At 71.8% G+C, this 21,916-nt stretch carries 22 protein-coding genes; 5 read left to right on the top strand and 17 right to left on the bottom strand.

Going from position 1 to position 21,916, the window contains the following annotated elements; genetic code table 11:
• Window position 1 precedes the first annotated feature (1 nt).
• On the bottom strand, window positions 2–634 hold the full coding sequence (locus OHT74_RS27690; protein ID WP_266667809.1) for a sulfite oxidase-like oxidoreductase: 633 nt from the start codon (window positions 632–634) through the stop codon (window positions 2–4).
• A gap of 201 nt (window positions 635–835) precedes the next feature.
• Here OHT74_RS27690 and bfr point away from each other — a divergent pair, with 201 nt between their 5' ends.
• On the top strand, window positions 836–1,315 hold the full coding sequence (bfr, locus tag OHT74_RS27685) for a bacterioferritin (RefSeq protein WP_030291847.1): 480 nt from the start codon (window positions 836–838) through the stop codon (window positions 1,313–1,315).
• Window positions 1,316–1,344: 29 nt separating this feature from the next.
• Here bfr and OHT74_RS27680 read toward each other — a convergent pair whose 3' ends face one another.
• Both OHT74_RS27680 and OHT74_RS27675 read right to left on the bottom strand, forming a co-directional pair.
• Entirely contained in the window at window positions 1,345–1,584 is a 240-nt protein-coding gene (locus OHT74_RS27680; protein WP_328621715.1) for a (2Fe-2S)-binding protein, read from the bottom strand.
• Window positions 1,585–1,755: 171 nt separating this feature from the next.
• Window positions 1,756–3,120, bottom strand: coding sequence for a class II 3-deoxy-7-phosphoheptulonate synthase (locus OHT74_RS27675; protein WP_443047580.1), 1,365 nt, complete (start codon window positions 3,118–3,120; stop codon window positions 1,756–1,758).
• A gap of 256 nt (window positions 3,121–3,376) precedes the next feature.
• Between OHT74_RS27675 and OHT74_RS27670 the strand changes: the two genes are divergently transcribed.
• Window positions 3,377–5,287 (top strand): anthranilate synthase family protein, encoded by a 1,911-nt coding sequence (locus OHT74_RS27670; protein WP_328621714.1) that lies wholly within the window; start codon window positions 3,377–3,379, stop codon window positions 5,285–5,287.
• Here the strand turns inward: OHT74_RS27670 and OHT74_RS27665 are convergent.
• From OHT74_RS27665 to OHT74_RS27640, 6 genes are all read right to left on the bottom strand, one after another.
• Complete coding sequence (locus OHT74_RS27665) at window positions 5,284–5,598, bottom strand: hypothetical protein (RefSeq protein WP_328621713.1); 315 nt, start codon at window positions 5,596–5,598, stop codon at window positions 5,284–5,286. The two genes, OHT74_RS27670 and OHT74_RS27665, sit on opposite strands and share 4 nt — an antisense overlap.
• Before the next feature lie 68 nt (window positions 5,599–5,666).
• A complete protein-coding gene (locus OHT74_RS27660) occupies window positions 5,667–6,665 on the bottom strand; it encodes a 2-hydroxyacid dehydrogenase (protein WP_328621712.1) in 999 nt (332 codons plus the stop codon).
• Between the two features lie 105 nt (window positions 6,666–6,770).
• Entirely contained in the window at window positions 6,771–7,799 is a 1,029-nt protein-coding gene (locus OHT74_RS27655; protein ID WP_328621711.1) for a 6-phosphofructokinase, read from the bottom strand.
• Window positions 7,800–7,975: 176 nt separating this feature from the next.
• Window positions 7,976–8,620 carry a response regulator gene (locus OHT74_RS27650; protein ID WP_048480546.1) on the bottom strand — a complete coding sequence of 215 codons (645 nt, stop codon included), beginning with the start codon at window positions 8,618–8,620 and terminating at the stop codon, window positions 7,976–7,978.
• 50 nt (window positions 8,621–8,670) lie between these two features.
• Complete coding sequence (macS, locus tag OHT74_RS27645; RefSeq protein WP_328621710.1) at window positions 8,671–9,882, bottom strand: MacS family sensor histidine kinase; 1,212 nt, start codon at window positions 9,880–9,882, stop codon at window positions 8,671–8,673.
• A 59-nt stretch (window positions 9,883–9,941) separates the two neighbouring features.
• The gene (locus OHT74_RS27640; RefSeq protein WP_266673110.1) at window positions 9,942–10,673 is read right to left on the bottom strand and encodes a lysophospholipid acyltransferase family protein; all 732 of its coding nucleotides are present in this window, start codon (window positions 10,671–10,673) and stop codon (window positions 9,942–9,944) included.
• Window positions 10,674–10,833: 160 nt separating this feature from the next.
• On the opposite strand from OHT74_RS27640, the gene OHT74_RS27635 reads away from it, so the two are divergent.
• Window positions 10,834–11,613, top strand: a complete 780-nt coding sequence (locus tag OHT74_RS27635; RefSeq protein ID WP_266667795.1) for an alpha/beta hydrolase — start codon at window positions 10,834–10,836, stop codon at window positions 11,611–11,613.
• Window positions 11,606–12,166 carry a hypothetical protein gene (locus tag OHT74_RS27630; protein WP_266667793.1) on the top strand — a complete coding sequence of 187 codons (561 nt, stop codon included), beginning with the start codon at window positions 11,606–11,608 and terminating at the stop codon, window positions 12,164–12,166. The genes OHT74_RS27635 and OHT74_RS27630 overlap by 8 nt, the downstream gene beginning before the upstream one ends.
• Before the next feature lie 51 nt (window positions 12,167–12,217).
• Here the strand turns inward: OHT74_RS27630 and OHT74_RS27625 are convergent, their stop codons facing one another.
• From OHT74_RS27625 to OHT74_RS27600, 6 genes are all read right to left on the bottom strand, one after another.
• Window positions 12,218–12,991, bottom strand: coding sequence for an endonuclease/exonuclease/phosphatase family protein (locus OHT74_RS27625; protein ID WP_328621709.1), 774 nt, complete (start codon window positions 12,989–12,991; stop codon window positions 12,218–12,220).
• 59 nt (window positions 12,992–13,050) lie between these two features.
• Window positions 13,051–13,992, bottom strand: a complete 942-nt coding sequence (locus tag OHT74_RS27620) for an ROK family glucokinase (RefSeq protein WP_266667789.1) — start codon at window positions 13,990–13,992, stop codon at window positions 13,051–13,053.
• Between the two features lie 61 nt (window positions 13,993–14,053).
• Window positions 14,054–14,542 (bottom strand): DUF5304 domain-containing protein, encoded by a 489-nt coding sequence (locus OHT74_RS27615; RefSeq protein ID WP_328621708.1) that lies wholly within the window; start codon window positions 14,540–14,542, stop codon window positions 14,054–14,056.
• Between the two features lie 76 nt (window positions 14,543–14,618).
• A complete protein-coding gene (locus tag OHT74_RS27610; RefSeq protein ID WP_266667786.1) occupies window positions 14,619–15,866 on the bottom strand; it encodes an ArsA family ATPase in 1,248 nt (415 codons plus the stop codon).
• Window positions 15,867–15,869: 3 nt separating this feature from the next.
• A complete protein-coding gene (locus OHT74_RS27605) occupies window positions 15,870–16,310 on the bottom strand; it encodes an SRPBCC family protein (RefSeq protein ID WP_053785166.1) in 441 nt (146 codons plus the stop codon).
• Window positions 16,311–16,454: 144 nt separating this feature from the next.
• A complete protein-coding gene (locus tag OHT74_RS27600; protein WP_266994027.1) occupies window positions 16,455–17,237 on the bottom strand; it encodes a metallophosphoesterase family protein in 783 nt (260 codons plus the stop codon).
• A 229-nt stretch (window positions 17,238–17,466) separates the two neighbouring features.
• Between OHT74_RS27600 and OHT74_RS27595 the strand changes: the two genes are divergently transcribed.
• Window positions 17,467–19,263, top strand: a complete 1,797-nt coding sequence (locus tag OHT74_RS27595) for an AMP-dependent synthetase/ligase (RefSeq protein ID WP_266667781.1) — start codon at window positions 17,467–17,469, stop codon at window positions 19,261–19,263.
• Between the two features lie 12 nt (window positions 19,264–19,275).
• Here the strand turns inward: OHT74_RS27595 and OHT74_RS27590 are convergent, their stop codons facing one another.
• Entirely contained in the window at window positions 19,276–20,892 is a 1,617-nt protein-coding gene (locus OHT74_RS27590) for a GMC oxidoreductase (protein WP_266667779.1), read from the bottom strand.
• A 118-nt stretch (window positions 20,893–21,010) separates the two neighbouring features.
• Window positions 21,011–21,772, bottom strand: coding sequence for an SDR family NAD(P)-dependent oxidoreductase (locus OHT74_RS27585; RefSeq protein WP_266999390.1), 762 nt, complete (start codon window positions 21,770–21,772; stop codon window positions 21,011–21,013).
• Window positions 21,773–21,916 lie beyond the last annotated feature (144 nt).

Genomic DNA, 21,916 nt, shown 5'->3' with positions numbered 1-21,916 from the left:
CCTACAGCTCGGGGCCGTCCCCCGGCTCCTCCTGGTACGAGTAGCGCTGTTCGCGCCAGGCGTCGCCGATGTTGTGGTAGCCGCGCTCCTCCCAGAAGCCACGGCGGTCGGCGGTCATGTACTCGACGCCGCGGACCCACTTCGGGCCCTTCCAGGCATACAGGTGCGGGACCACGAGCCGCACCGGGAAACCGTGCTCTGCGGTGAGCAGTTCACCACCCTCGTGGGTGGCGAAGACGGTGCGGTCGGAGGCGAAGTCGGCCAGCCGCAGATTGGAGCTGAAGCCGTACTCGGCCCACACCATCACATGCGTGACCTGCGGCGACGGCGGCGCCAGGGCAAGGATGTCGCGGGCGAGGACCCCGCCCCATTCGGCGCCCTGCATGCTGAACTTCGTCACGCAGTGCAGGTCCGCCACGACCGACTCGAACGGCAGGGCCGTGAATTCCTCGTGGTTCCAGCAGTGCTTGTCACCGTCGGCGGTGGCCCCGAAGACGCGGAACTCCCAGCGGTCCGGCTTGAACTTGGGGACCGGGCCGTAATGGGTGACCGGCCAGCCGCGCTGCAACCGCTGCCCCGGGGGAAGCTCCAGCTGCTCTACTCCCGGAGATTCCCGGCTTTCCGGCTGACCCATGCCTCCATGGTGACAGACGTGGCGGGGTGGTCACGACCAGGTATGCCCCTATACGGGCAAGTCATGGCAACTCACACTAAGGAGGCACTTACTGGACGGCCTCCTGCGGCGGTGCAAGGATGCGCGCACTCCCCCGGCCACGGCTGGGAGGTACCCCCAGACCCGTCACACAGCTGACATTGCCTGGAAGGAGCCTCTGCGATGCAGGGCGACCCCGAGGTCCTCGAGTTTCTGAACGAGCAGTTGACCGGCGAGCTCACGGCGATCAACCAGTACTGGCTCCACTACCGGATCCAGGACAACAAGGGTTGGACCAAGCTCGCGAACTACACCCGTGCCGAGTCCATCGACGAGATGAAGCACGCGGACAAGATCACCGAGCGCATCCTCATGCTGGACGGGCTGCCGAACTACCAGCGGCTCTTCCACGTACGGGTCGGCCAGACACTGACGGAGATGTTCCAGGCGGACCGGCAGGTCGAGGTCGAGGCCATCGACCGTCTCAAGCGCGGGATCGAGGTGATGCGCGGCAAGGGTGACGTGACCTCGGCGCGCCTCTTCGAGGAGATCCTGGGGGACGAGGAGCACCACATCGACTACCTCGACACCCAGCTGGAGCTCATCGAGAGCATCGGGGAGCCGCTCTACATCGCGCAGCTGATCGAGCAGCCGGAGAGCTGAGCCCCAGCGAGACCCTGCGGGCTCACGCCTTAGGCGGCTTCCGCGAGCTCCGGCTCGACGGCGAGCACGGCTGCCGCGTTGCCCTTCTCCAGCAGCTCCCGGCGCGGGCAGGCCCCGCGGCCCAGGATGCCCTGGATGGTGCGTACGCAGGATCCGCAGTCGGTGCCGGCCTTGGTGACCGAGGCGATCTGGCGGGGGGTGCAGGCCCCGGCGGCCGCGTGATCCTTGACCTGCTTGTCGGTGATCCCGAAGCAAGAGCAGACGTACACGCGGTTCACCTCCCTGGCAGGAATGGTCTCTGCAGCCATCCCCTATTCGGTGAGGCTTACCTAACCGTACCCAAAGTGAGGCTTACCTAAAAGCCCTGGCAACGACTGTGGGGCACGGATCACATCGATCCGTGCCCCACAGTCGTACGTTTCTACGTATTCAAACGGTGCTTACTGATCGCGGTACATCTCGGCGACCAGGAACGCCAGGTCCAGGGACTGGCTGCGGTTGAGCCGCGGGTCGCAGGCCGTCTCGTAGCGCTGGTGCAGGTCGTCGACGAAGATCTCGTCGCCGCCGCCCACGCACTCGGTGACGTCGTCACCGGTGAGCTCGACGTGGATGCCGCCCGGGTGCGTGCCGAGGCCCTTGTGGACCTCGAAGAAGCCCTTGACCTCGTCGAGCACGTCGTCGAAGCGGCGCGTCTTGTGGCCGGAGGCCGCCTCGAAGGTGTTGCCGTGCATCGGGTCGGTGACCCAGGCGACGGTCGCGCCCGAGGCCGTGACCTTCTCGACCAGCTCGGGGAGCTTGTCGCGGACCTTGTCGGCGCCCATGCGGACGACGAAGGTCAGCCGGCCCGGCTCGCGCTCGGGGTCCAGGCGGTCGATGTACGTCAGCGCCTCGTCCACGGTGGTGGTCGGGCCGAGCTTGATGCCGAGCGGGTTGGCGATCTGCGAGCAGAACTCGATGTGCGCGTGGTCCAGCTGGCGCGTGCGCTCACCGATCCAGACCATGTGGCCGGAGGTGTCGTACAGCTTGCCGGTGCGCGAGTCGGTGCGGGTCAGCGCGCCCTCGTAGTCGAGCAGCAGCGCCTCGTGGGAGGCGTAGAACTCGACGGCCTTGAACTCGGCCGGGTCGGTGCCGCACGCCTTCATGAAGTTCAGCGCGTTGTCGATCTCCCGCGCGAGCTGCTCGTAGCGCTGCCCGGACGGGGAGGACTTCACGAAGTCCTGGTTCCAGGCGTGCACCTGGCGCAGGTCGGCGTAGCCACCGGTGGTGAAGGCGCGCACCAGGTTCAGCGTCGACGCGGACGCGTGGTACATGCGCTTCAGCCGCTCGGGGTCCGGGATCCGGGCCTCTTCGGTGAAGGCGAAGCCGTTGACGGAGTCGCCGCGGTAGGTCGGCAGGGTGACGCCGTCGCGGGTCTCGGTGTCCTTGGAGCGCGGCTTGGAGTACTGGCCCGCGATGCGGCCGACCTTGACGACGGGCACGGAGGCCGCGTACGTCAGGACGGCGCTCATCTGGAGCAGCGTCTTCAGCTTGGCTCGGATGTGCTCGGCGGACACGGCGTCGAAGGCCTCGGCACAGTCGCCGCCCTGCAGCAGGAACGCCTCGCCCTTGGCGACGGCTCCCAGACGGGCGCGCAGCTGGTCGCACTCGCCCGCGAAAACGAGCGGAGGATACGACTCGAGGTCCGCGACGACAGCGCGCAGTGCCTCGGCATCGGGGTACGAAGGCTGCTGCGCCGCGGGAAGGTCTCGCCAGGTCGCCTTGGCGGCGGGGGCTTGGGTTTCAGCGTTCACGGTCACCTCGTACACATTACGGCGTCTTGCGCCACGTCCAGCCCGGCGCCCACTCCGTGAGACGGGTGTCTCTGCCGGGGCGGGTGGGCTATCGTCGGCGGCATGTACGCGCTCTCGAACCAGAACTGGTGGTGGCCCGCTCCCGGCGGCCCACTTCTCGCGCGTACCCACTGACACGCACGACGCGAAGGCCGCCCGAGGGGCGGCCTTCGGTGCTTTCCGGGCCCGGCCGCTCCTCTTCACCCCGCCGATGGAGAAGGACGCCCGCCCCATGGATACCAGCCGCCTGGAACCCAGCCGCCTGCTCGGCCTGCTCGACGACTCCTGCCCGCCGTTCGCCCTGCTGCGCCGCCGGACCCCCGGCCGCGACCACGACGCCGTCGAGGTGCTGATCGGCCCGGTCCACGAGGCCGGGCGCCTCGCCGAGCTGCCCGTACGGGAGCTGCCCACCCTCGCCCTCGTCCCGTTCCGGCAGATCCGCGAGCGCGGGTTCGACGTACGCGACGACGGCACGCCGCTGAGCGTGCTGGCCGCCGAGGAGGCGTACGAGGTCCCCCTCGCGGAGGCGCTGGCCGCGCTGCCGGACCATCCGGTGCGGGTCGAGGGCGGCGGCTTCGACGTCCCCGACGAGAAGTACGCGGCGACCGTCGAGCGGGTGATCCGGGACGAGATCGGCCGCGGCGAGGGCGCGAACTTCGTCATCCGGCGCACGTACGAGGGCCGGATCGACGGCTTCGGGCGGGCCGACGCGCTCGCGCTGTTCCGGCGGCTGCTGCTGGGCGAGCGGGGTGCGTACTGGACGTACGTCGTGCACACCGGGGACCGGACGCTGGTCGGGGCCAGCCCCGAGGTGCACGTGCGGATGTCCGGAGGCACCGTCGTGATGAATCCGATCAGCGGCACCTACCGCTATCCGGCCGGGGGCCCGACGGCCGAGTCCCTCCTCGCCTTCCTCGGCGACCGCAAGGAGACCGAGGAGCTCTCCATGGTCGTGGACGAGGAGCTGAAGATGATGTGCACGGTCGGCGACCGGGGCGGGGTCGTCGTCGGGCCGCGGCTGAAGGAGATGGCGCACCTCGCGCACACCGAGTACGAGCTGCGCGGCCGGTCCTCGCTGGACGTACGGGAGGTGCTGCGCGAGACGATGTTCGCGGCGACGGTGACCGGGTCGCCGGTGCAGAACGCCTGCCGGGTGATCGAGCGGTACGAGGCCGGCGGGCGCGGCTACTACGCGGGGGCGCTGGCCCTGCTGGGCGTGGACGCCTCGGGGTCCCAGACGCTGGACTCCCCGATCCTGATCAGGACCGCGGACATCGCGGCGGACGGCACGCTGCGGGTGCCGGTGGGCGCCACGCTGGTCCGGCACTCGGACCCGGCGGGCGAGGTGGCGGAGACGCACGCGAAGGCGGCCGGGGTGCTGGCGGCGCTCGGGGTCCGCCCGGCGGCCCCGCGGCCGGCGTTCGGGGCGACCGGCCTCGCGGCCGACCCCCGGGTCCAGGCGGCCCTCGCGGCGCGCCGCCAGGACCTGGCGCCGTTCTGGCTCCGGATGCAGGACCAGCCCCCGGCCCGGGTCGGCCACGTGCTGGTGGTGGACGGGGAGGACACCTTCACGGCGATGCTGGCCCATGTGCTGCGGGTGACGGGGCTGGAGGTGACGGTACGCCGCTACGACGAACCCGGGCTGCGGGAAACGGCCCTGCCCTGGACCGGCCCGATCGTCCTGGGCCCGGGGCCGGGGAACCCGGCGGACGCGGCCGACCCGAAGATGCGGATGCTGCGCGGGCTGGCCGGCGAACTGCTGGCCGGGCACCGGCACGGGCTGCTGGGCGTCTGCCTGGGCCACGAGCTCCTGGCGGCGGAACTGGGCCTGCCGCTGATCCGCAAGGCGGAGGCGGCGCAGGGGGCGCAGACGCGGATCGACCTGTTCGGGGTCGAGGAGGTGGTCGGCTTCTACAACACGTACACCGCGCACTGCGACGACGCGCTGGCCGGCCGGCTGGCCGCCGAGGGCGTGGAGGTCTCCCGCGATGCCGCGACGGGCGAGGTCCACGCCCTGCGCGCGCCCGGCGCCGCCGTCGCGGGCCTCCAGTTCCATCCCGAGTCGGTCCTGACCCTGCGCGGAGCCGAGCTGCTGCGCGAGCTCCTGTCCGGGGTGACGGCCCCCGTCCGGCCGAGGTCTTAGCCGGGCAGGCCGGCGGGTCCGGCGGGGCCCGCCTTCGCCTCCCGGCGGGCCCGCACGTCGCGCACGCCCTTCCACGCGATCACCACGCCCAGCAGGGCGAGCGCGCCGACCGCGATCTCCCAGTGCTCCCCGGCCAGGGCGAAGGAGGTGACGAGCACCGCCCCCAGGCCGTGGTCGGCGGCGTCGAGCAGCGACCCGGTCCGCCTGCCGGGTCCGGCCCGGCGGGCGCTGCGCAGCGACCGTACTGCGAGCAGGAGGCTCACCAGCGCGAGGGCGAGCAGGGCCCAGCGGGCCACCACGGGTATGTCCATGCGGCCGAATCTAGGCCCCTGCGCCCGCTGCGCTCATGGCCGGGGGCTGAACTCCGGCCGAACTCCCGTCAGCCGGGGACCAGGGTGTTCTCGGAGCGGCGGCCGGCCAGGTAGTCGGCGACGTTGCCGACCGTCGTCTCGATGATCTGGCCCACCGCGTCGTGCGTGTAGTACGCCTGGTGGGAGGTGACCACCACGTTCGGGAACGTGATCAGGCGTGCCAGGGTGTCGTCCTCGACGGCTTCCAGGGACTTGTCCAGGAAGAACAGCCCGGCCTCCGCCTCGTACACGTCGAGCCCGACCCCCTCGAAGCGCCCGGACCGCAGCTCGGACACCAGCGCCTGCGAGTCGATCAGCCCGCCGCGGCTGGAGTTCACCAGGATCGCGTCGTCCTTCATCATCCGCAGCGCGGCCGCGTCGATGATGTGGTGCGTCGCCTCCAGCAGCGGCAGGTGCAGGCTGACCAGGTCCGCGGACGTGAGCAGCTCCTCCTTGTCCACGTACTTCATGCCCAGCTCCACGCATGCCGGGTTCTGCACGACGTCCCAGCCCAGCAGGTTCATGCCGAAGCCGTGCGCGATCCGGGTGAACGCCTCGCCGATCTTGCCGGTGCCGAGCACGCCCACGGTGCGGCCCCGCATGTCGCGGCCCATCAGCCCGTTCAGCCGGAAGTCGAAGTCCCGTGTCCGGTTCGACGCCCGGACGATCCGCCGGTTCACGGCCATCGCCAGGGTCCAGGCGAACTCGGCGACGGAGTAGGGGGAGTAGTACGAGACCCGGCTCACGGTCATGCCGAGCTGCCGGGCCACGTCCAGGTCGATGTTGTTGAAGCCGGTGGACCGCTGGGCGATCATCTTCGTCCCGCCCCCGGCCAGGGTCCGCAGCACGCGCCCGTTCAGATCCGAGTTCACGCTCGACGAGACGATCTCGTACCCGGCAGCGATCGGGGCGGTGTCCTCGGTGAGGAACACGTTCAGGCAGCGCACCTCGTGGTGCCCCGCGGCCGCGAACGCCTTCTCGATCAGCGGCTGCTCGTCCCCCTGCACCCCGAATGCCAGGATTTCCACGTTCGCTCCCGTGCTGCGCGATGGGTCGGACCGGAAGAGTCGGACCATGGGTCGTTTCGTCACCTTACGGCCGTTACGACCCACAGCCCGCCCGCCCGCTCCGGCTCAGCCGAAGAACACCCCGACCTCCTTGTACAGCGCCGGGTCCACGGTCTTCAGCTTCGCCGTCGCGTCCGCGATCGGCACCCGCACGATGTCCGTCCCCTTCAGCGCGACCATCTTCCCGAAGTCACGGTCGTGCACGGCGTCGATCGCGTGCAGCCCGAACCTCGTCGCCAGCCACCGGTCGAACGCGCTCGGCGTGCCCCCGCGCTGGATGTGACCGAGCACCGTGGTCCGGGCCTCCTTGCCCGTCCGCGCCTCGATCTCCTTGGCCAGCCACTCCCCCACGCCCGACAGCCGGACGTGCCCGAACGAGTCGGTGGTGGCGTCCTTCAGCACCATCTCCCCGTCCTGGGGCATGGCCCCCTCGGCGACCACCACGATCGGCGCGTAGCTCGCCTTGAACCGGGAGGTCACCCACGCGCACACCTGGTCCACGTCGAAGCGCTGCTCCGGGATGAGGATGACGTTGGCGCCGCCCGCCAGCCCCGAGTGCAGGGCGATCCAGCCGGCGTGCCGGCCCATCACCTCGACGACGAGCACCCGCATGTGCGACTCGGCCGTGGTGTGCAGCCGGTCGATGGCCTCCGTGGCGATGCCCACCGCCGTGTCGAAGCCGAAGGTGTAGTCCGTGGCCGACAGGTCGTTGTCGATGGTCTTCGGGACGCCGACGCACGGGATGCCGTACTCCCCGTACAGCTTGGCGGCCACGCCCAGGGTGTCCTCGCCGCCGATCGCGACGAGGGCCTCGACCTCGTACTTCGCGAGGTTCTCCTTGATCTGCCGGACCCCGTTCTCCTGCTTGAACGGGTTGGTCCGCGAGGAGCCGAGGATGGTGCCGCCGCGCGGCAGGATGCCGCGGACGGCGGGGATGCCGAGGGGGACGGTGTCGCCCTCGACCGCGCCGCGCCAGCCGTCCTTGAACCCGACGAACTCGCACGCGTACTCCTGGACGCCCTTGCGGACGACGGCCCGGATGACCGCGTTGAGCCCCGGGCAGTCGCCGCCGCCCGTCAGCACTCCGACCTTCATGGAATCTCCCTTCGCCACAGGGCCCACCGAGCCCGCATGACGGTCACGCTAGTGGTGACTCAGGTCACAGCAAGGGCCTGGGAAGGGTCAATTCCGGTGGAATTACGGGGCGTTGCGTCCCCCCGTTCACTCGTACGAGGACGTAGGTACGACGTACGACACCGCGCGCGCCCCCGTTACGCGTCGTCGAGGCCGCGCTCTATCGCGTACCGGACGAGCTCCACCCGGTTGTGCAGCTGGAGCTTGCCCAGGGTGTTCTGCACATGGTTCTGCACCGTGCGGTGGGAGATGACGAGTCGCTCCGCGATCTGCTTGTACGAGAGCCCCTTGGCCACCAGCCGCAGCACCTCGGTCTCCCGGTCGGTCAGTTGCGGGGCCTTCGGCTCGTCGGGGGCGGCGGGCGCCGGGTCGGTGGCCAGGCGCCGGTACTCGCCGAGCACCAGACCGGCCAGGCCCGGGGTGAACACCGGGTCGCCGGCCGCGGTGCGGCGGACCGCGTCGATCAGCTCCTGGGCGCCCGCGGACTTGAGCAGGTAGCCGGTCGCGCCGGACTTCACGGCCTCCAGGACGTCGGCGTGCTCACCGCTGGCGGACAGGACCAGGACGCGCAGCGCGGGGTTGGCGCCGACGAGCTCCTTGCAGACCTGCACCCCGGGCATGCCCGGCAGGTTGAGGTCGAGGACCAGGACGTGGGGGGCGGCGGGCACGGCCCTGCGGACCGCCTCGGGGCCGTCGCCTGCGGTGGCGACCACGTCGAAGCCCGCGGCGGCCAGGTCGCGGGCGACCGCGTCCCGCCACATCGGATGGTCGTCGACGACCATCACCTTGATCGCGCCGAGCTCGTTCCGCTCGTTGGCCGCGTCGGTCTGGCTCACTGGGTTCTCCCCCTAGGTACTTTCAGTTCCACTTCGGTGCCCTGTCCGGGGACGGACACCAGCTCGGCGCTGCCGCCGAGGTCCCGCAGCCGGCCGCGGATGGACAGGGCCACGCCCATCCGGCCCTCGCCCTCCGCCTGGTCGAGCCGGCCCGCCGGGATGCCGGGGCCGTCGTCGCGAACGGTCACGATCACCTCGTCGCCCCAGTCCTCGACCAGGATCCAGGCCCTGGCCCCGTCCCCGGCGTGCTTGCGCACGTTGTCGAGGGCGGCGCCGACCGCGGCGGCCAGCTCCTTCGCCGCGGGCACCGGCAGCAGCACCGGCGTGCCCGGCTCGGCGAAGCTGACCCGCGATCCGGCGTACGGGGCGAGGAGGGCCCGCAGATCCAGCTCGCCCTCGTCGGCGCCGGGCTCCTCCACCTCGTACGCGTCCACCAGCGCGCCGAGCGACTCGTCGCGGGAGATCCGGGAGGCGGGCAGCAGCCCGCTGGAGACCAGGGTGCGCAGCGCCACCTCCTGCTCCCCGGCCATCCGGCCGAGCTCGGCGGCCTCGCCGCCCAGCTCGGTGCCGCGCCGCTGGACCATGGCGAGGACCTGGAGGACCCCGTCGTGGATGTCGCGGGCGAGGCGCTCGCGTTCGCGGGTGGCGGCTTCGATCTCCAGGGCGCGGGCGAGGGTGGCCTCACTGGCCCGGGCGACCTCGACGACGTACCCGATGGCGATGGAGGCGACCCAGACCAGCAGCACGTTGTGCAGGGTGTCGCGGGTGGGATTGCCGCCGTGGACCAGGACGTTGGCCGCGGCCACGAAGGTCGAGGCGAATCCCGCCCAGCGCCAGCCGCCCTTGATCGCGAAGGCGAGGACGGAGCCCGCCGTCCAGATGCTGGGGAGGGTGGGGCCGCCCCCGGCGATCCGCTCGTACGTGTCCGCGACCGGGGTGAGCAGGATCCCGACGAGGGCGACGGTGAGGTCGGCCCCGAGGAACCGCTTGGTGCAGCTGACGGCGTTCGCCACCTTGCGGTGGGTGGCCACGGTCCAGACGGCGAGGCCGGCGAGGTAGCCGGCCGCGACCCAGGGGCGGTCGAAGTCCTTGTACGCCGAGGCGAACAGCAGGGCGGCGTAGACCATGGTGATCAGCCGGTAGGCGGTCAGGGCCCGCCACAGCGGCTGCTCGACCGACATGCGCACGACGCGCTCGCGTTTCGCCATCTCCCCCACCCCGTGCGGGCGGTGCCGCCCGTTCTTCCCGCCCTTCCCGCCCTGCTCCGCTACTCCGCGCTCTTGCCGGCGCTCTTCTCGGCGGCGGCCCTGGCGGCCTTCTCGGCCTTCTCCGCGTCCGCGATCTGGCGCTTGGCGGCCGTCGCGTAGATGTCGACGTACTCCTGGCCGGACAGCTTCATGATCTCGTACATGACCTCGTCGGTCACCGAGCGCAGGATGAAACGGTCACTGTCCATGCCCTGGTAGCGGCTGAAGTCCAGCGGCTTGCCGATCCGGATGCCCGGGCGCATCAGCTTCGGGACGACCTTGCCGGGCGGCTGGATCTTCTCGGTGTCGATCATCGCCACGGGGATCACCGGCGCACCGGTGGCCAGGGCCACCCGGGCCAGACCGCCGGGCTTGCCGCGGTAGAGGCGGCCGTCGGGTGAACGCGTCCCCTCGGGGTAGATACCGAACAGCTCCCCGCGCTCGATGACCTCGATGCCGCTCTTGATCGCGGCCTCGCCCGCACCGCGCGCGCCGGAGCGGTCCACCGGGAGCTGGCCGACGCCCTTGAAGAAGGCGGCCGTCAGCTTGCCCTTGACGCCCGGGGAGGTGAAGTACTCCGCCTTCGCGATGAAGGTGACCTTCCGGTCCAGCACGGCCGGCAGGAAGAAGGAGTCGGAGAACGACAGGTGGTTGCTCGCGAGGATCGCCGGCCCCTCGGCGGGAATGTTCTCGAGGCCCTCCACCCACGGCCTGAAGGCGAGCTTCAGGGAACCCCCGATGGAGAACTTCATTGCGCCGTAGATCAACTCGAAAGCCTTCCTGTGTCTGTCGAACAGACCATATCCCCTGGCTCGGGCGTGAGCGGTCGACGACCCTGGTCGGTGTCATCCCCGTCGCGTACGGTGAAGTCACACAGCGCTACGCACCCCCCACCCGTCGAAGGAGACCCTGGTGCCCGTCCTCCCTGGAGCTGAGCCCTTCCGCCACGAGGGCGGAGAGGTCGGCGTCCTCCTCTGCCACGGCTTCACCGGTTCCCCGCAGTCGCTGCGCCCGTGGGCCGAGTATCTCGCCGGGCAGGGCCTGACGGTGTCGCTGCCGCTGCTGCCCGGGCACGGGACGCGGTGGCAGGACATGCAGCTCACGGGCTGGCAGGACTGGTACGCGGAGGTCGACCGCGCGCTGCGGGAGCTGCTGGACCGGTGCACGCAGGTGTTCGTGTTCGGCCTGTCCATGGGCGGGGCGCTGAGCCTGCGGCTGGCGGCGAAGCACGGGGACGCGATCAGCGGGCTCGTGCTCGTCAACCCGGCCAACAAGGTGCACGACCCGCTGGCCGTCGCCCTCCCGGTGGCCAAGCACTTCGTCCGCTCGACCCCGGGCATCGCGAGCGACATCGCGAAGCCGGGCTCGGACGAGGTCGGGTACGACCGGGTCCCGACCCGGGCCGCGCACTCGCTGCGGAAGTTCCTGCAGATGCTGGACACCGAGCTGCCGCAGGTGACGCAGCCGGTGCTGCTGCTGCACAGCCCGCAGGACCATGTCGTACCGCCGGTCGACTCGGCGCGGATCCTCGCGCGGATCTCGTCGACGGACGTCACCGAGACGCTGCTGGAACAGAGCTACCACGTTGCGACGTTGGACTACGACGCGGAGCAGATCTTCGCGGACAGTTATGCGTTCGTCGGGCGGCTCGCGGAGAGCGTCGGCAGGGAGGGGGCGGCCAGCGGTGGCTGAGCACGAGGAGTCCTCGGGGGGTGTCCCCCCGCTGGACGAGGAGGCGGCCTGGGCGGCGATCGTCGCCGGGTACGGGCAGGAGCCGCCGGACCCGCCGGGGTCGAGGCCGTTCCGGCCGATCGAGAACCTGATGCTGCCGGAGGAGGACGTGGAGCCGGCTCCGGAGCCTCCTGCGGACAAGGAACCCCCGGCTCCGGCGCTGGGCAGCTCGGTGGTGTTCGCCCCGGGCGTGGGTGTGGGCGTGAGCGGTACCGGTCCCGGGACCGGGCCCCGGGACCACACGCCGGCGGAGCCGGATGGGAAGGACGAGGGCCACTTCGTCCCGCCGGAGCCGGAGCTCCCGCCTGCGGACACGACGGCGAAGTTCGCGTGGCTCGCGGTGGTCGGCGGGCCGGTGCTGCTGCTGGTGGCCGTGCTGCTGCAGTGGGACATGACCTGGTGGCTCACGACCCTGGGCATCGGCGGCTTCCTCGGCGGCTTCGCCACGCTGGTGGCCCGGATGTCGCAGGGCGACGACGAGGACGACGACCCGGGCCGCGGCGCGGTGGTGTAGGCCGCGGCCGCGGACCCTCCCCCAGACTCCGTCCGGGGGTACCCCCACGCCTCAGGCGTCGGCGGGGCCGGATTTCCCGGCCGGTAGGCGGAGGGTGGCCAGGACCGGGAGGTGGTCCGTGGCTGCCCGGAGGTCGTCCTGCGTGATGCCTGGTAGAGGGGTTGGGACGCCGCAGGTCAGGATCTGCACGCCCGGCGTCGCGAAGATCGCGTCGATCCGCCTCGGCGGGCCGGAGCGGACGAAGGTGTGCTCGCCGCCCCAGGGGGACACCGTCCAGCCGTCCTGGAGGGCGGCGGAGAGGCGGCGGAACGCCGGGCCCGACGGCGTCTCGTTGATGTCGCCCGCCGCGATGGCGTACGGGGCGTCCGCGGACGCGAGGCGGTCCAGGAGGATGTCGGCCTGCGCCCGGCGTTCCGCCCCGTCCAGCGACAGGTGCGCGCTCAGCACCGCCACCCGCGCGGCCCCGAACCGGACCACCGCCGTGGCGAAGCCCCGCCGGTGCAGGCCCGGGGTGAGTGGGAGCAGGACGTCCTCCGTCCGCTCCACGAAGGCCCGCAGGGAACAGAGCAGGAGCGGGCCCGCAGCCGTGGCGCCGCCGCTCAGCACCACCAGGTCCGTCTTCGCGGCCAGCCGCGCCGCATGCTTGCGCCAGCGGAAGAACCGCGGCGCCTCCTGGATGAACACCAGGTCGGGTGCGCACGCGCGGATCACCCTGGCCAGCGCCTCCTCGTCGTCCCGCATCGAGCGGATGTTGTAGCTGAGGGCTCGGATCACCGCGGAACCGTCGGGTTCCGTCACAGAGTTCGGCAGCATGGACGGCAACATAGCCAGACTGCCCGCCGTGCCACAGAGGGCGCGGCGGGCAGTTCCGACAACGGACGGCGTCAGCCCTGGCGGGCCAGGTCCGCCGCGCCGACGAGGCCGGCCTTGCCGCCCAGCTGCGCGGCCAGCACCTGCGCGTGCGGGCGCCACGCGCCGCCGACCAGCCAGCGCTTGAAGGACTTGCGGATCGGGTCGAGGACGAGGTCGCCCTCGTCCGAGACCCCGCCGCCGACGATGAACGCCGACGGGTCGAACAGCGACGCCAGGTCCGCGAGACCGGCGCCCGCCCAGCGGGCCAGCTCGCGGAAGGCCTCGACGGCCACCAGGTCACCGGCCCGCGCGGCCTCGCTGACGTGCTTGCCCTCGATGCCCTCGACGGTGCCGTCGCCGAGCGCGAGGAGGACCGCCGCGTTCTCGGGGGTGGCGTTGGCACGCTGCTTCGCGTACCGGACGAGCGCGCGGCCGGAGGCGTACTGCTCCCAGCAGCCCTGGCTCCCGCACCCGCACAGCAGGCCGTCCGGGACCACCCGGATGTGCCCGAATTCGGCGGCGACGCCGAAGCGTCCGCGGCGCAGCTTGTTGCCGATGATGATGCCGCCGCCCAGGCCCGTGCCGAGCGTGATGCAGATGACGTCCTCGTGGCCCTGGCCGGCGCCGAAGCGGTACTCGCCCCAGGCGGCGCAGTTCGCGTCGTTCTCCACGACGACCGGCAGGCCGATGCGCTGCTCGACCTTGTCCTTGAGCGGCTCGTGCCGCCAGTTGATGTTCGGCGCGAAGAGTACGGTCGCGCGCTTGTCGTCCACGTAGCCGGCGGCGCCGATGCCGACGGCTTCGATGGTGTGGCTGCTGCTGACTTCGGACACTGCGGCGCAGATCGCGTCCGTCACCCCGTCCGCGGTCGGCGGGGTGGGCACCTTGTACGTCTCAAGGATGGTGCCCTCTTCGTCGACCACGCCGGCCGCGATCTTCGTGCCGCCGATGTCGACGCCGATGGTGAGTCCCATTAGTCCCTCGGTTTCCGGTCAAACCCCGCCACGGCCAACGGTACCCGAGGGCGGCAGTGTCTCAGTCGAGATCGATCCGCTGCGTCGGACCGCTCCCGCCCTCGTCACGGGGGTCGGAATGGTCCCCGGAGGGACGGTCGCCGGAGGCGCCGTCCGGGCCCGCGCCCGACGCGGGCTCGTCGCGGGTCCAGCGGCGCTCGTGGCCCTCGACGGCCGAGCGGTACGCGGCGAGCAGCTCGGAGCCGGCGGCCGCGAGGTGGTCGAAGACGTCGGGATTGCGCTCGACGACGGGCTTGGCGGCGGCCTTCGCCTGGTTGACGAACTGGCGTACCGCGCCCTGGGCGGCGGCGCCGAGCAGCGGGTTGTTCAGCCCGGAGACCTTGTCGGCGACGGCCTCGAACAGCTTGAAGAGCTCCTCTGCGGCGGTCCCGGTGCCGGCGTCGGTGCCGCCCTGCCGGGCCCGGCGGCGCTCCTGCTCCGCGGCGAGATCCTCGGCGCAGGCCTTGGCCCAGGCGTCGTCGTCGGTGGGACGGTCGGTGGCCTCGCTCATGGCGGACTCTCCTGCGGCAGCTGCTGGGCGTGCGGTACGTACTACCTTCGACGTTACCCGAACGGGGGTACGCGGTTCAGGGCCTGCGGGGCCAGAGCCCCGGGTCCGGCGTGAAGCGGATGCGGAGCTCCCCGTCGGCGAGGGCGGCGCCGGAGACCGTGCAGCGGCGCAGCGCCGAGGGCAGCGGAACGATCCTGCGGTACGGGCCGGCCGCGAGCAGCAGCTCGTCGCCGCGCCGGACCAGGTCGAGGTCGCGCTTGTTCGCGCCGGGCAGCGGCACCACCCAGACGAGTACACCGTCCTCGGCGAGACGGTCCTCCACCACCCAGGCCCGGCGGTCCCGGGCAGCGTCCCGGGCCCTGTCCCCGGCCTCCCCGCAGGCCGCCGGAACGAGCCCCTCCGCCCCGGCGAGCCGTGCCAGGTCCTCCGGCCCCCGGGGGTCCCGCCCGAGGTGCCCCAGCGGCAGCACGGGCGCGTCCCCGGCCGGCTCGGCCCCGGCCCACTGGGCGGCGTACTTCTCCTGCTGGGCGGCGAGCCCGGCCAGCCAGGGGTCGGGCGAGCCCTGCGGCACCATCCGGTTGGCGACGATCCCGGCGACCGGCAGCTGTTCGAGGGCGAGGCCGAGCAGCCCGGTCCGCAGCGCGGCGTCGGCGCCCGGTCCCGGCTCGGCGACCACCCGCAGCGAGGTGGCGGGGGCCTCCACGACGGCCTGGACGGCCGCGAGCTCCTCGTCCCAGCGCGCGGCGGCCTCGTACAGCCACTGCGCGGGCATGGGTACGCCGGCCAGCTGGGCCAGTACGGGCCGCAGGGCGCGGGCCGCCTGCCGCTCGGCCGGGAGCAGCCGGGCCAGGTAGCGGCGCAGCTGGGCGGGGAGGGCGAGGGTGGCCACGGCCTGGTGGAGCGGGGGCATGTCGACGACGACGAGGTCGATGCCGGGTGCGGCGGCGGCCCGGCGCAGGGCGCGCAGCAGGGCGAACTGCTCGGCGCCGGGCAGCTCGGTGAGCTCCTCGGCCCCGAGGGGACGGGCCCCGACCATGCCGAGCAGGGCGGATCCGCGCTCCTGGAGGGCGACGAGCTCCGCGCGGAACTCCTCGCCGGAGTCCACGCGGGCCGCGAGGACCCCGCCGGCGGGTACGGCCGTCAGCCCGGGCGCGGCTTCGACCGGCCGGCCCGTGGGCTCCCCGAGCAGTGCGGACAGGGGGTTCCCGGGGTCACCGGAGAGCAGCAGCACCCGCTGCCCGGTCCGCGCGGCGGCGACGGCGGTGGCCGCGGCCACGGTGGTGCGGCCGGCCCCGCCGGGGCCGGTGATCAGCAGGATGTGCATGGATCAGGCCGATTCGACGCGCTTCTTCAGGCCGGCCAAGGCACGGTCGATGATGACCTTCTCGGCCTTGCGCTTGATCATGCCGAGCATCGGGATCTTGACGTCCACGGTCAGCTGGTACGTGACCTCGGTGCGCTTGCCGCCTTCCAGCGGGGCGAGCCGGTACGAGCCGTCGAGCTGGCGCAGCATCTGCGACTTGTCCAGGGTCCAGCTGACCTCGTCCGTACCCTTCCAGGTGTAAGCGAGGGTGTGGTCGTCCTTGATCGCGCCCGCGTCCAGCAGCAGCCGGACCTTTTCGGCGCGGCCGTCGGCGTCGGTGGCCAGTACCTCGGCCTCCTTCACCTCGCCGGTCCACTCGGGGTAGCGGGCGAAGTCGGCGATCACGGCCATGACGTCGGCCGGCGCCGCCTCGATCGTGATGCTCGAGCTGGTGTGTTCGGCCATGGCGGTCGCCCCTCCAGGGATTGTTCGAGGAAGTGTGCGGCCTGCGGCCGCCGCGTGCAGGCTACCGTGCGTGCGGACGTCGCCACTCCAGGGCCCGGGGCTCACCGCTCAGGGCCCGGGGCTCACCGCTCCAGGGCCCCGAGGTCACCACTCCAGCGCCCAGGGCCTTCCGGTGGCGGCGAAATGCCCGACGTTCACGCATTCCGTGCCGCCGATCCGCATGCGCCGGGCCATCGGCTGGTGCACGTGTCCGAACAGCGCGTACCGCGGGCGGGTCCGCCGGATCGCCGCGAGCAGGGCCTCGCTGCCGCGTTCGAACCGGCGCGCGACCGTGTCGTAGCAGAGCTCGGGAACCTCCGGCGGAATGTGCGAGCAGAGCACGTCCACCTCGCCGAGCGCCTCGACCTTGGCGGCGTACTCCTCCTCGTCCACCTCGTACGGGGTGCGCATCGGGGAGGGCAGTCCGCCGCCGACGAAGCCGAAGACGCGGCCGCCGATCTCCACCCGCTGCCCGTCGAGGACGGTGATGCCGGGGCCGGCGTACTCGGGCCACAGACCCGGGATGTCGACATTGCCGTACGTGGCGTACGTGGGCTGCGGGAACGCGGCGAACATCTCGGCGTACTGGCGGCGCACCGCGCCCTCGATCAGCTGTTCCCGGTCCAGCCCGGCCCACAGCCGCCGCCCGAGGTCACGGGCCTCGTCGAAGCGGCGCGCGGTGCGCAGCTCCACGATCCGGTCGGCGTTCTCCACGCCGAACAGGTCGGGGAAGATGCCGCGCGAGTGGTCGGCGTAGTCGAGGAAGAGCACGAGGTCGCCGAGGCAGATCAGCGCGTCGGCGCCGTCCCCGGCGCGGGCGAGCGCGTCGGCGTTGCCGTGGACGTCGCTGACGACGTGGACTCGCGTACTGCTTTTCCTGCCACCCATGCGCCCCACCCTAGGGGGACCCGGGTGCCGCGGGTAGAGGAACCTTCACAGGCTCCCTACCTGCGGTTACTTCCGAGTTGCAAACGGGGTCGACTACTGTCGGCATGGCACGGCCGTGGCGTGTGACGCACGGAACATCTGGCCGGTTCCCTCTATCCGGAACCCACTACCGGTGGGTAACGTCCGGTCGGTCCACATGGTGGCGATGGCGCCCAGAGGAGCAGCAGTCTTGCGCGAGTTCAGCCTTCCGGCCCTGTACGAGGTCCCGTCGGACGGGAACCTGACGGATCTCATCCGCCGCAATGCCTCGCAGCATCCCGACACAGCCGTCATGGCCCGCAAGGTCGGCGGCGAGTGGCAGGACGTGACCGCGACCGAGTTCCTCGCCGAGGTGCGGGCCGCCGCCAAGGGCCTGATCGCGGCCGGCATCCAGCCCGGCGACCGCGTCGCCCTGATCTCCCGCACCCGCTACGAGTGGGTGCTCTTCGACTTCGCGATCTGGAGCGCGGGCGCCGTCACCGTCCCCGTGTACGAGACCAGCTCGCCCGAGCAGATCCAGTGGATCCTCGGCGACTCCGGCGCGGTCGCCGTGGTCGTGGAGAGCCCGGGGCACAGCGCGGCCGTGGCCTCGCTGCGCGACCGGCTGCCGGAGCTGCGCGAGGTCTGGGAGATCGAGCAGGGCGCGCTGGCGGCGCTGCAGGCCGCCGGCGCGGACGTGACGGAGGACGAGGTCGACCGGCGCAGCTCGCTGGCGAACGCCGACGACCCGGCCACCATCGTCTACACCTCGGGCACCACCGGCCGCCCCAAGGGCTGTGTGCTGAGCCACCGCAACTTCTTCGCCGAGTGCGGCAACGTGGTGGAGCGCCTGAGCCCGCTGTTCCGCACCGGCGAGTGCTCCGTGCTGCTCTTCCTGCCGGCCGCGCACGTCTTCGGGCGCCTGGTGGAGGTGGCGGCCGTCCTGGCGCCGATCCGCCTGGGCTGCGTACCGGACATCAAGAACCTCACCGACGAGCTGCAGTCCTTCCGGCCCACGCTGATCCTCGGCGTGCCGCGCGTCTTCGAGAAGGTCTACAACTCGGCGCGCGCCAAGGCGCAGGCCGACGGCAAGGGCAAGATCTTCGACGCGGCCGCCGAGACGGCGATCGCGTACAGCCGGGCGCTGGACGCCCCGGGCGGCCCGTCCTTCGGCCTGAAGCTGAAGCACAAGCTGTTCTCCAAGCTGGTCTACAGCAAGCTCCACACGGTCCTCGGCGGGCGCGGCGAGTACGCGATCTCCGGCGGGGCCCCGCTGGGCGAGCGGCTCGGCCACTTCTTCCGCGGCATCGGGTTCACGGTCCTGGAGGGCTACGGACTGACGGAGTCGTGTGCCGCCACGGCCTTCAACCCGTGGGACCGTACGAAGATCGGTACGGTCGGCCAGCCGCTGCCGGGCTCCGTGGTGCGGATCGCCGACGACGGCGAGGTGCTGCTGCACGGCGAGCACGTGTTCAACGGGTACTGGAAGAACGAGGCGGCGACCGCCGAGGCGCTGACCGACGGCTGGTTCCACACCGGCGACGTCGGCACCCTCGACGAGGACGGCTACCTCGCGATCACCGGGCGCAAGAAGGAGCTCATCGTCACGGCGGGCGGCAAGAACGTCGCGCCCGCGGTGATCGAGGACCGGATCCGGGCGCACGCGCTGGTCGCGGAGTGCATGGTGGTCGGCGACGCGAGGCCGTTCGTGGCCGCGCTGGTCACGATCGACGAGGAGTTCCTCGGCCGCTGGGCCGCGGAGCACGGCAAGCCGGCCGGGGTCACGGCGGCGGAGCTGCGCGAGGACGCGGACCTCATCGCCGCCGTCCAGAAGGCCGTGGACGACGGCAACGCGGCGGTTTCCAAGGCGGAATCGGTGCGGAAATTCCGCATTCTGCCCTCCCAGTTCACGGAGGAGTCGGGTCACATCACGCCTTCGCTGAAGCTGAAGCGGAATGTGGTGGCGAAGGACTTCGCGGACGAGATCGAGGCCCTGTACCGCGGCTGAGCCCCTCGTGCGCTACCGGGGGTCCTCGGCGAGGATCCGCGCCATGTTCCGCTCCGCGAGCGCGGTGATGGTGACGAACGGGTTCACCCCGAGCGAGCCCGGGATCAGGGAGCTGTCGACCACGTACAGCCCCTGGTAGCCCTTGGCGCGGCCGTAGTTGTCGGTCGCGTCGCCCAGGACGCAGCCGCCGAGCGGGTGGTACGTGAAGTTGTCGGCGAAGTTCCTGTTGTCGCCGAACAGGTCGTACCGGTAGATCGTGAAATTGGCCCGGTTGATCCGGTCGAAGAGGTTCTTGGCGGCCTGGACCGACGGGGTGTTCTGGTCGCGGCGCCAGTTGAGCCGCGCCGAGTCGGTGGCCGCGTCGTACGTGAAGTGCCCGCGCTCGGGGTTCTTGGTGATGGCCAGGTACATCGAGATCCAGTGCTCGAAGCCCATGGGCAGCGGGGCGATCTCCGCGAACACCGGGTTGGCGGCGTTGTCCCAGTCGTCGATCCCCAGGGCGGGCATGGTGGCCTGGTTGCAGCCGACCGTGTCCCACAGGTGGTTGGCGCGGGCGGTCATGATGTTGCCGTTGTGGCCCCAGCCGAGCCCGACCTTCTCGCTGAGCGCGGGCAGGGTGCCCCGCTCCCGGGCGCGCAGCAGGATCTCGGTGGTGCCGAGGCTGCCGGCGCCGAGGAAGAGCTGTTTGCAGCCGAGTTCCCTGACCTGGGTGACCCTTCCCGTCAGATCGCTGGTCCGGACGGTGAGTACGTAGCCCCCGGCCGGGTCCTGGCGTACGCCGACGACGCGCTGCATGGTCTCGATGGTGACGTTGCCGGTGCCGATCGCGGCCGCGAGGTAGGTCTTGTCGACGCTCTTCTTGCCGAAGTTGTTGCCGTAGATCACCTCGCCGGCCAGCGCCGAGCGGGTGGCGGTGCCGGCGGCCTCGCGCTGCATGTACTGGAAGTCGTACACGTTGGGCACGAAGGTGGTCCGCAGACCGGTGTTCTGGGCGTGCTTGCGGGAGATCCGGGCGAACCGGTACCACTCCGTGGACTCGAACCAGCCGGGGTCGATGTCGTTGACGCCGAGCATGGCGCGGGCGCGGGGGTAGTACGTGCCGTACATCTCGTCGGCGTCGACCTGGGGCAGCACCTCGGAGAAGTACGAGCGCCGGGGCGTCGGGGCCATGCCGCCGTTGACGAGGGATCCGCCGCCGACGCCGCGGCCGACGTACACGGACATGTCGCCGTGGTTCACGCGGTCGAGGACGCCCGGGTACGGGCTGATGTCGCGGTTGACGACGTCGAGCCAGAGGAACTGGGCGAGCGGGGCCTCGGTGCGGGTGCGGAACCACATGGACCGCTGGTCGGGGGCGGACGTGGAGGGGAAGACCTTGCCGTCCGGGCCGGGGGTGTTCCAGAGCCGGCCCATCTCGAGGACGACGGTCCGTACGCCGGCCTGCCCGAGCCGGAGGGCGGCGACCGCCGAGCCGTAGCCGGAGCCCACGACGATGGCGGGGGCGTACTGCGCGGCGGCGGGCTCTGCGGCCGCGGCCGATTGCAGGCCTATGCGGGTGAAGCCGAGGGCGGCGGCGGTCTGGAGGGCGCCGATGCCCAGGAAGTGACGGCGCGTCAGCTGAGGTGTCATGGCCGCATCATGGGCGGAATCCGGCCGTCCACCCAGAGGCGGTGTTGACAGACTTCTGAGGAACAGTCAGATGTGGCGGAGGATCACCGCGCCGGTCCGGGGCGAGCCGGAACCGGCCTCAGACCTGCTCGGTCGGCCGGACGAGCATCTCCGCCACCGCGACCCGCCGCGGCCGCGTGACGATGTACACGATCGCGTCCGCGATGTCCTGCGCCTGCAGCCGCTCGATCTTCCCGAGCATCTGCGCCAGCGCCTGCTGCACCTCAGGGGCATTGTGCTCGCGCAACTCGGTGTCCACGCTGCCGGGCTCGACGAGGGAGACCCGTACGTGCTGCCGCGCCAGCTCCTGGCGCAGCGCCTCGCTGAACGCGACCACGCCGAACTTCGTGGCGCAGTACGCGGCGCCCATGGCCGCGGCCTGGCGGCCCGCCACGGAGGACACGTTGACGATGTCGGAGACCTGCCGGGGCCCGTCCCCGGCGGCGTTCGCCAGATGCGGCACGGCCGCGTGCGTGGTGTGCATCAGGCCGGTCAGGTTGATGTCCACCATGCGCTTCCAGTCGGCAAGAGCCGACTGCGCGGCGCGGCCCAGGATCATCAGGCCCGCGTTGTTCACCAGGGTGTCCAGCCGCCCGAGCTCGTTGACCGTGCGCTCCACCACGCGCGCGGCCTCGGCCTCGTCGGTGATGTCGGCGGGCAGGACGAGTGCCGCGCCGCCGCCGGCCTCGATCTGGGCCGCCAGTTCCGTGAGCCGGTCCCCGCGCCGCGCGGTGAGCGCGACGGTGGCTCCCCGCCCGGCGAGCGCCAGGGCGGCCGCCCGGCCGATCCCGCTCGAAGCGCCGGTCACCAGGGCCACGGTGCCGCGCAGCACGTCGTCCATCGGTCCTCACCACTCCTCACCGGCGCGCAGCCGTCGTGCACGTCCGCAGACATGCCTTCCGTGTCCGGCGGGCCATGCACGGCCGGGGCCCCGACGCGCCCTGGTCGGCGTAATCGCCGAGGAGTACGAGGGGTACGAGGAGTA

This window comes from Streptomyces sp. NBC_00354, assembly GCF_036106915.1.
GTDB lineage: Bacteria > Actinomycetota > Actinomycetes > Streptomycetales > Streptomycetaceae > Streptomyces.
Note: the sequence above shows the minus strand (reverse complement) of the source record. Positions and strands in the feature narration are given on the sequence as shown.

What these genes read in the sequence shown, in the direction of transcription:
- OHT74_RS27690 (WP_266667809.1), bottom strand. Translation starts at nt 634, where the DNA reads ATGGGTCAGCCGGAAAGCCGGGAATCTCCGGGAGTAGAGCAGCTGGAG.
- bfr (WP_030291847.1), top strand. Translation starts at nt 836, where the DNA reads ATGCAGGGCGACCCCGAGGTCCTCGAGTTTCTGAACGAGCAGTTGACC.
- OHT74_RS27670 (WP_328621714.1), top strand. Translation starts at nt 3,377, where the DNA reads ATGGATACCAGCCGCCTGGAACCCAGCCGCCTGCTCGGCCTGCTCGAC.
- OHT74_RS27665 (WP_328621713.1), bottom strand. Translation starts at nt 5,598, where the DNA reads ATGGACATACCCGTGGTGGCCCGCTGGGCCCTGCTCGCCCTCGCGCTG.
- OHT74_RS27655 (WP_328621711.1), bottom strand. Translation starts at nt 7,799, where the DNA reads ATGAAGGTCGGAGTGCTGACGGGCGGCGGCGACTGCCCGGGGCTCAAC.
- OHT74_RS27650 (WP_048480546.1), bottom strand. Translation starts at nt 8,620, where the DNA reads ATGGTCGTCGACGACCATCCGATGTGGCGGGACGCGGTCGCCCGCGAC.
- macS (WP_328621710.1), bottom strand. Translation starts at nt 9,882, where the DNA reads ATGGCGAAACGCGAGCGCGTCGTGCGCATGTCGGTCGAGCAGCCGCTG.
- OHT74_RS27640 (WP_266673110.1), bottom strand. Translation starts at nt 10,673, where the DNA reads ATGAAGTTCTCCATCGGGGGTTCCCTGAAGCTCGCCTTCAGGCCGTGG.
- OHT74_RS27625 (WP_328621709.1), bottom strand. Translation starts at nt 12,991, where the DNA reads ATGTTGCCGTCCATGCTGCCGAACTCTGTGACGGAACCCGACGGTTCC.
- OHT74_RS27620 (WP_266667789.1), bottom strand. Translation starts at nt 13,992, where the DNA reads ATGGGACTCACCATCGGCGTCGACATCGGCGGCACGAAGATCGCGGCC.
- OHT74_RS27615 (WP_328621708.1), bottom strand. Translation starts at nt 14,542, where the DNA reads ATGAGCGAGGCCACCGACCGTCCCACCGACGACGACGCCTGGGCCAAG.
- OHT74_RS27610 (WP_266667786.1), bottom strand. Translation starts at nt 15,866, where the DNA reads ATGCACATCCTGCTGATCACCGGCCCCGGCGGGGCCGGCCGCACCACC.
- OHT74_RS27605 (WP_053785166.1), bottom strand. Translation starts at nt 16,310, where the DNA reads ATGGCCGAACACACCAGCTCGAGCATCACGATCGAGGCGGCGCCGGCC.
- OHT74_RS27600 (WP_266994027.1), bottom strand. Translation starts at nt 17,237, where the DNA reads ATGGGTGGCAGGAAAAGCAGTACGCGAGTCCACGTCGTCAGCGACGTC.
- OHT74_RS27590 (WP_266667779.1), bottom strand. Translation starts at nt 20,892, where the DNA reads ATGACACCTCAGCTGACGCGCCGTCACTTCCTGGGCATCGGCGCCCTC.
- OHT74_RS27585 (WP_266999390.1), bottom strand. Translation starts at nt 21,772, where the DNA reads ATGGACGACGTGCTGCGCGGCACCGTGGCCCTGGTGACCGGCGCTTCG.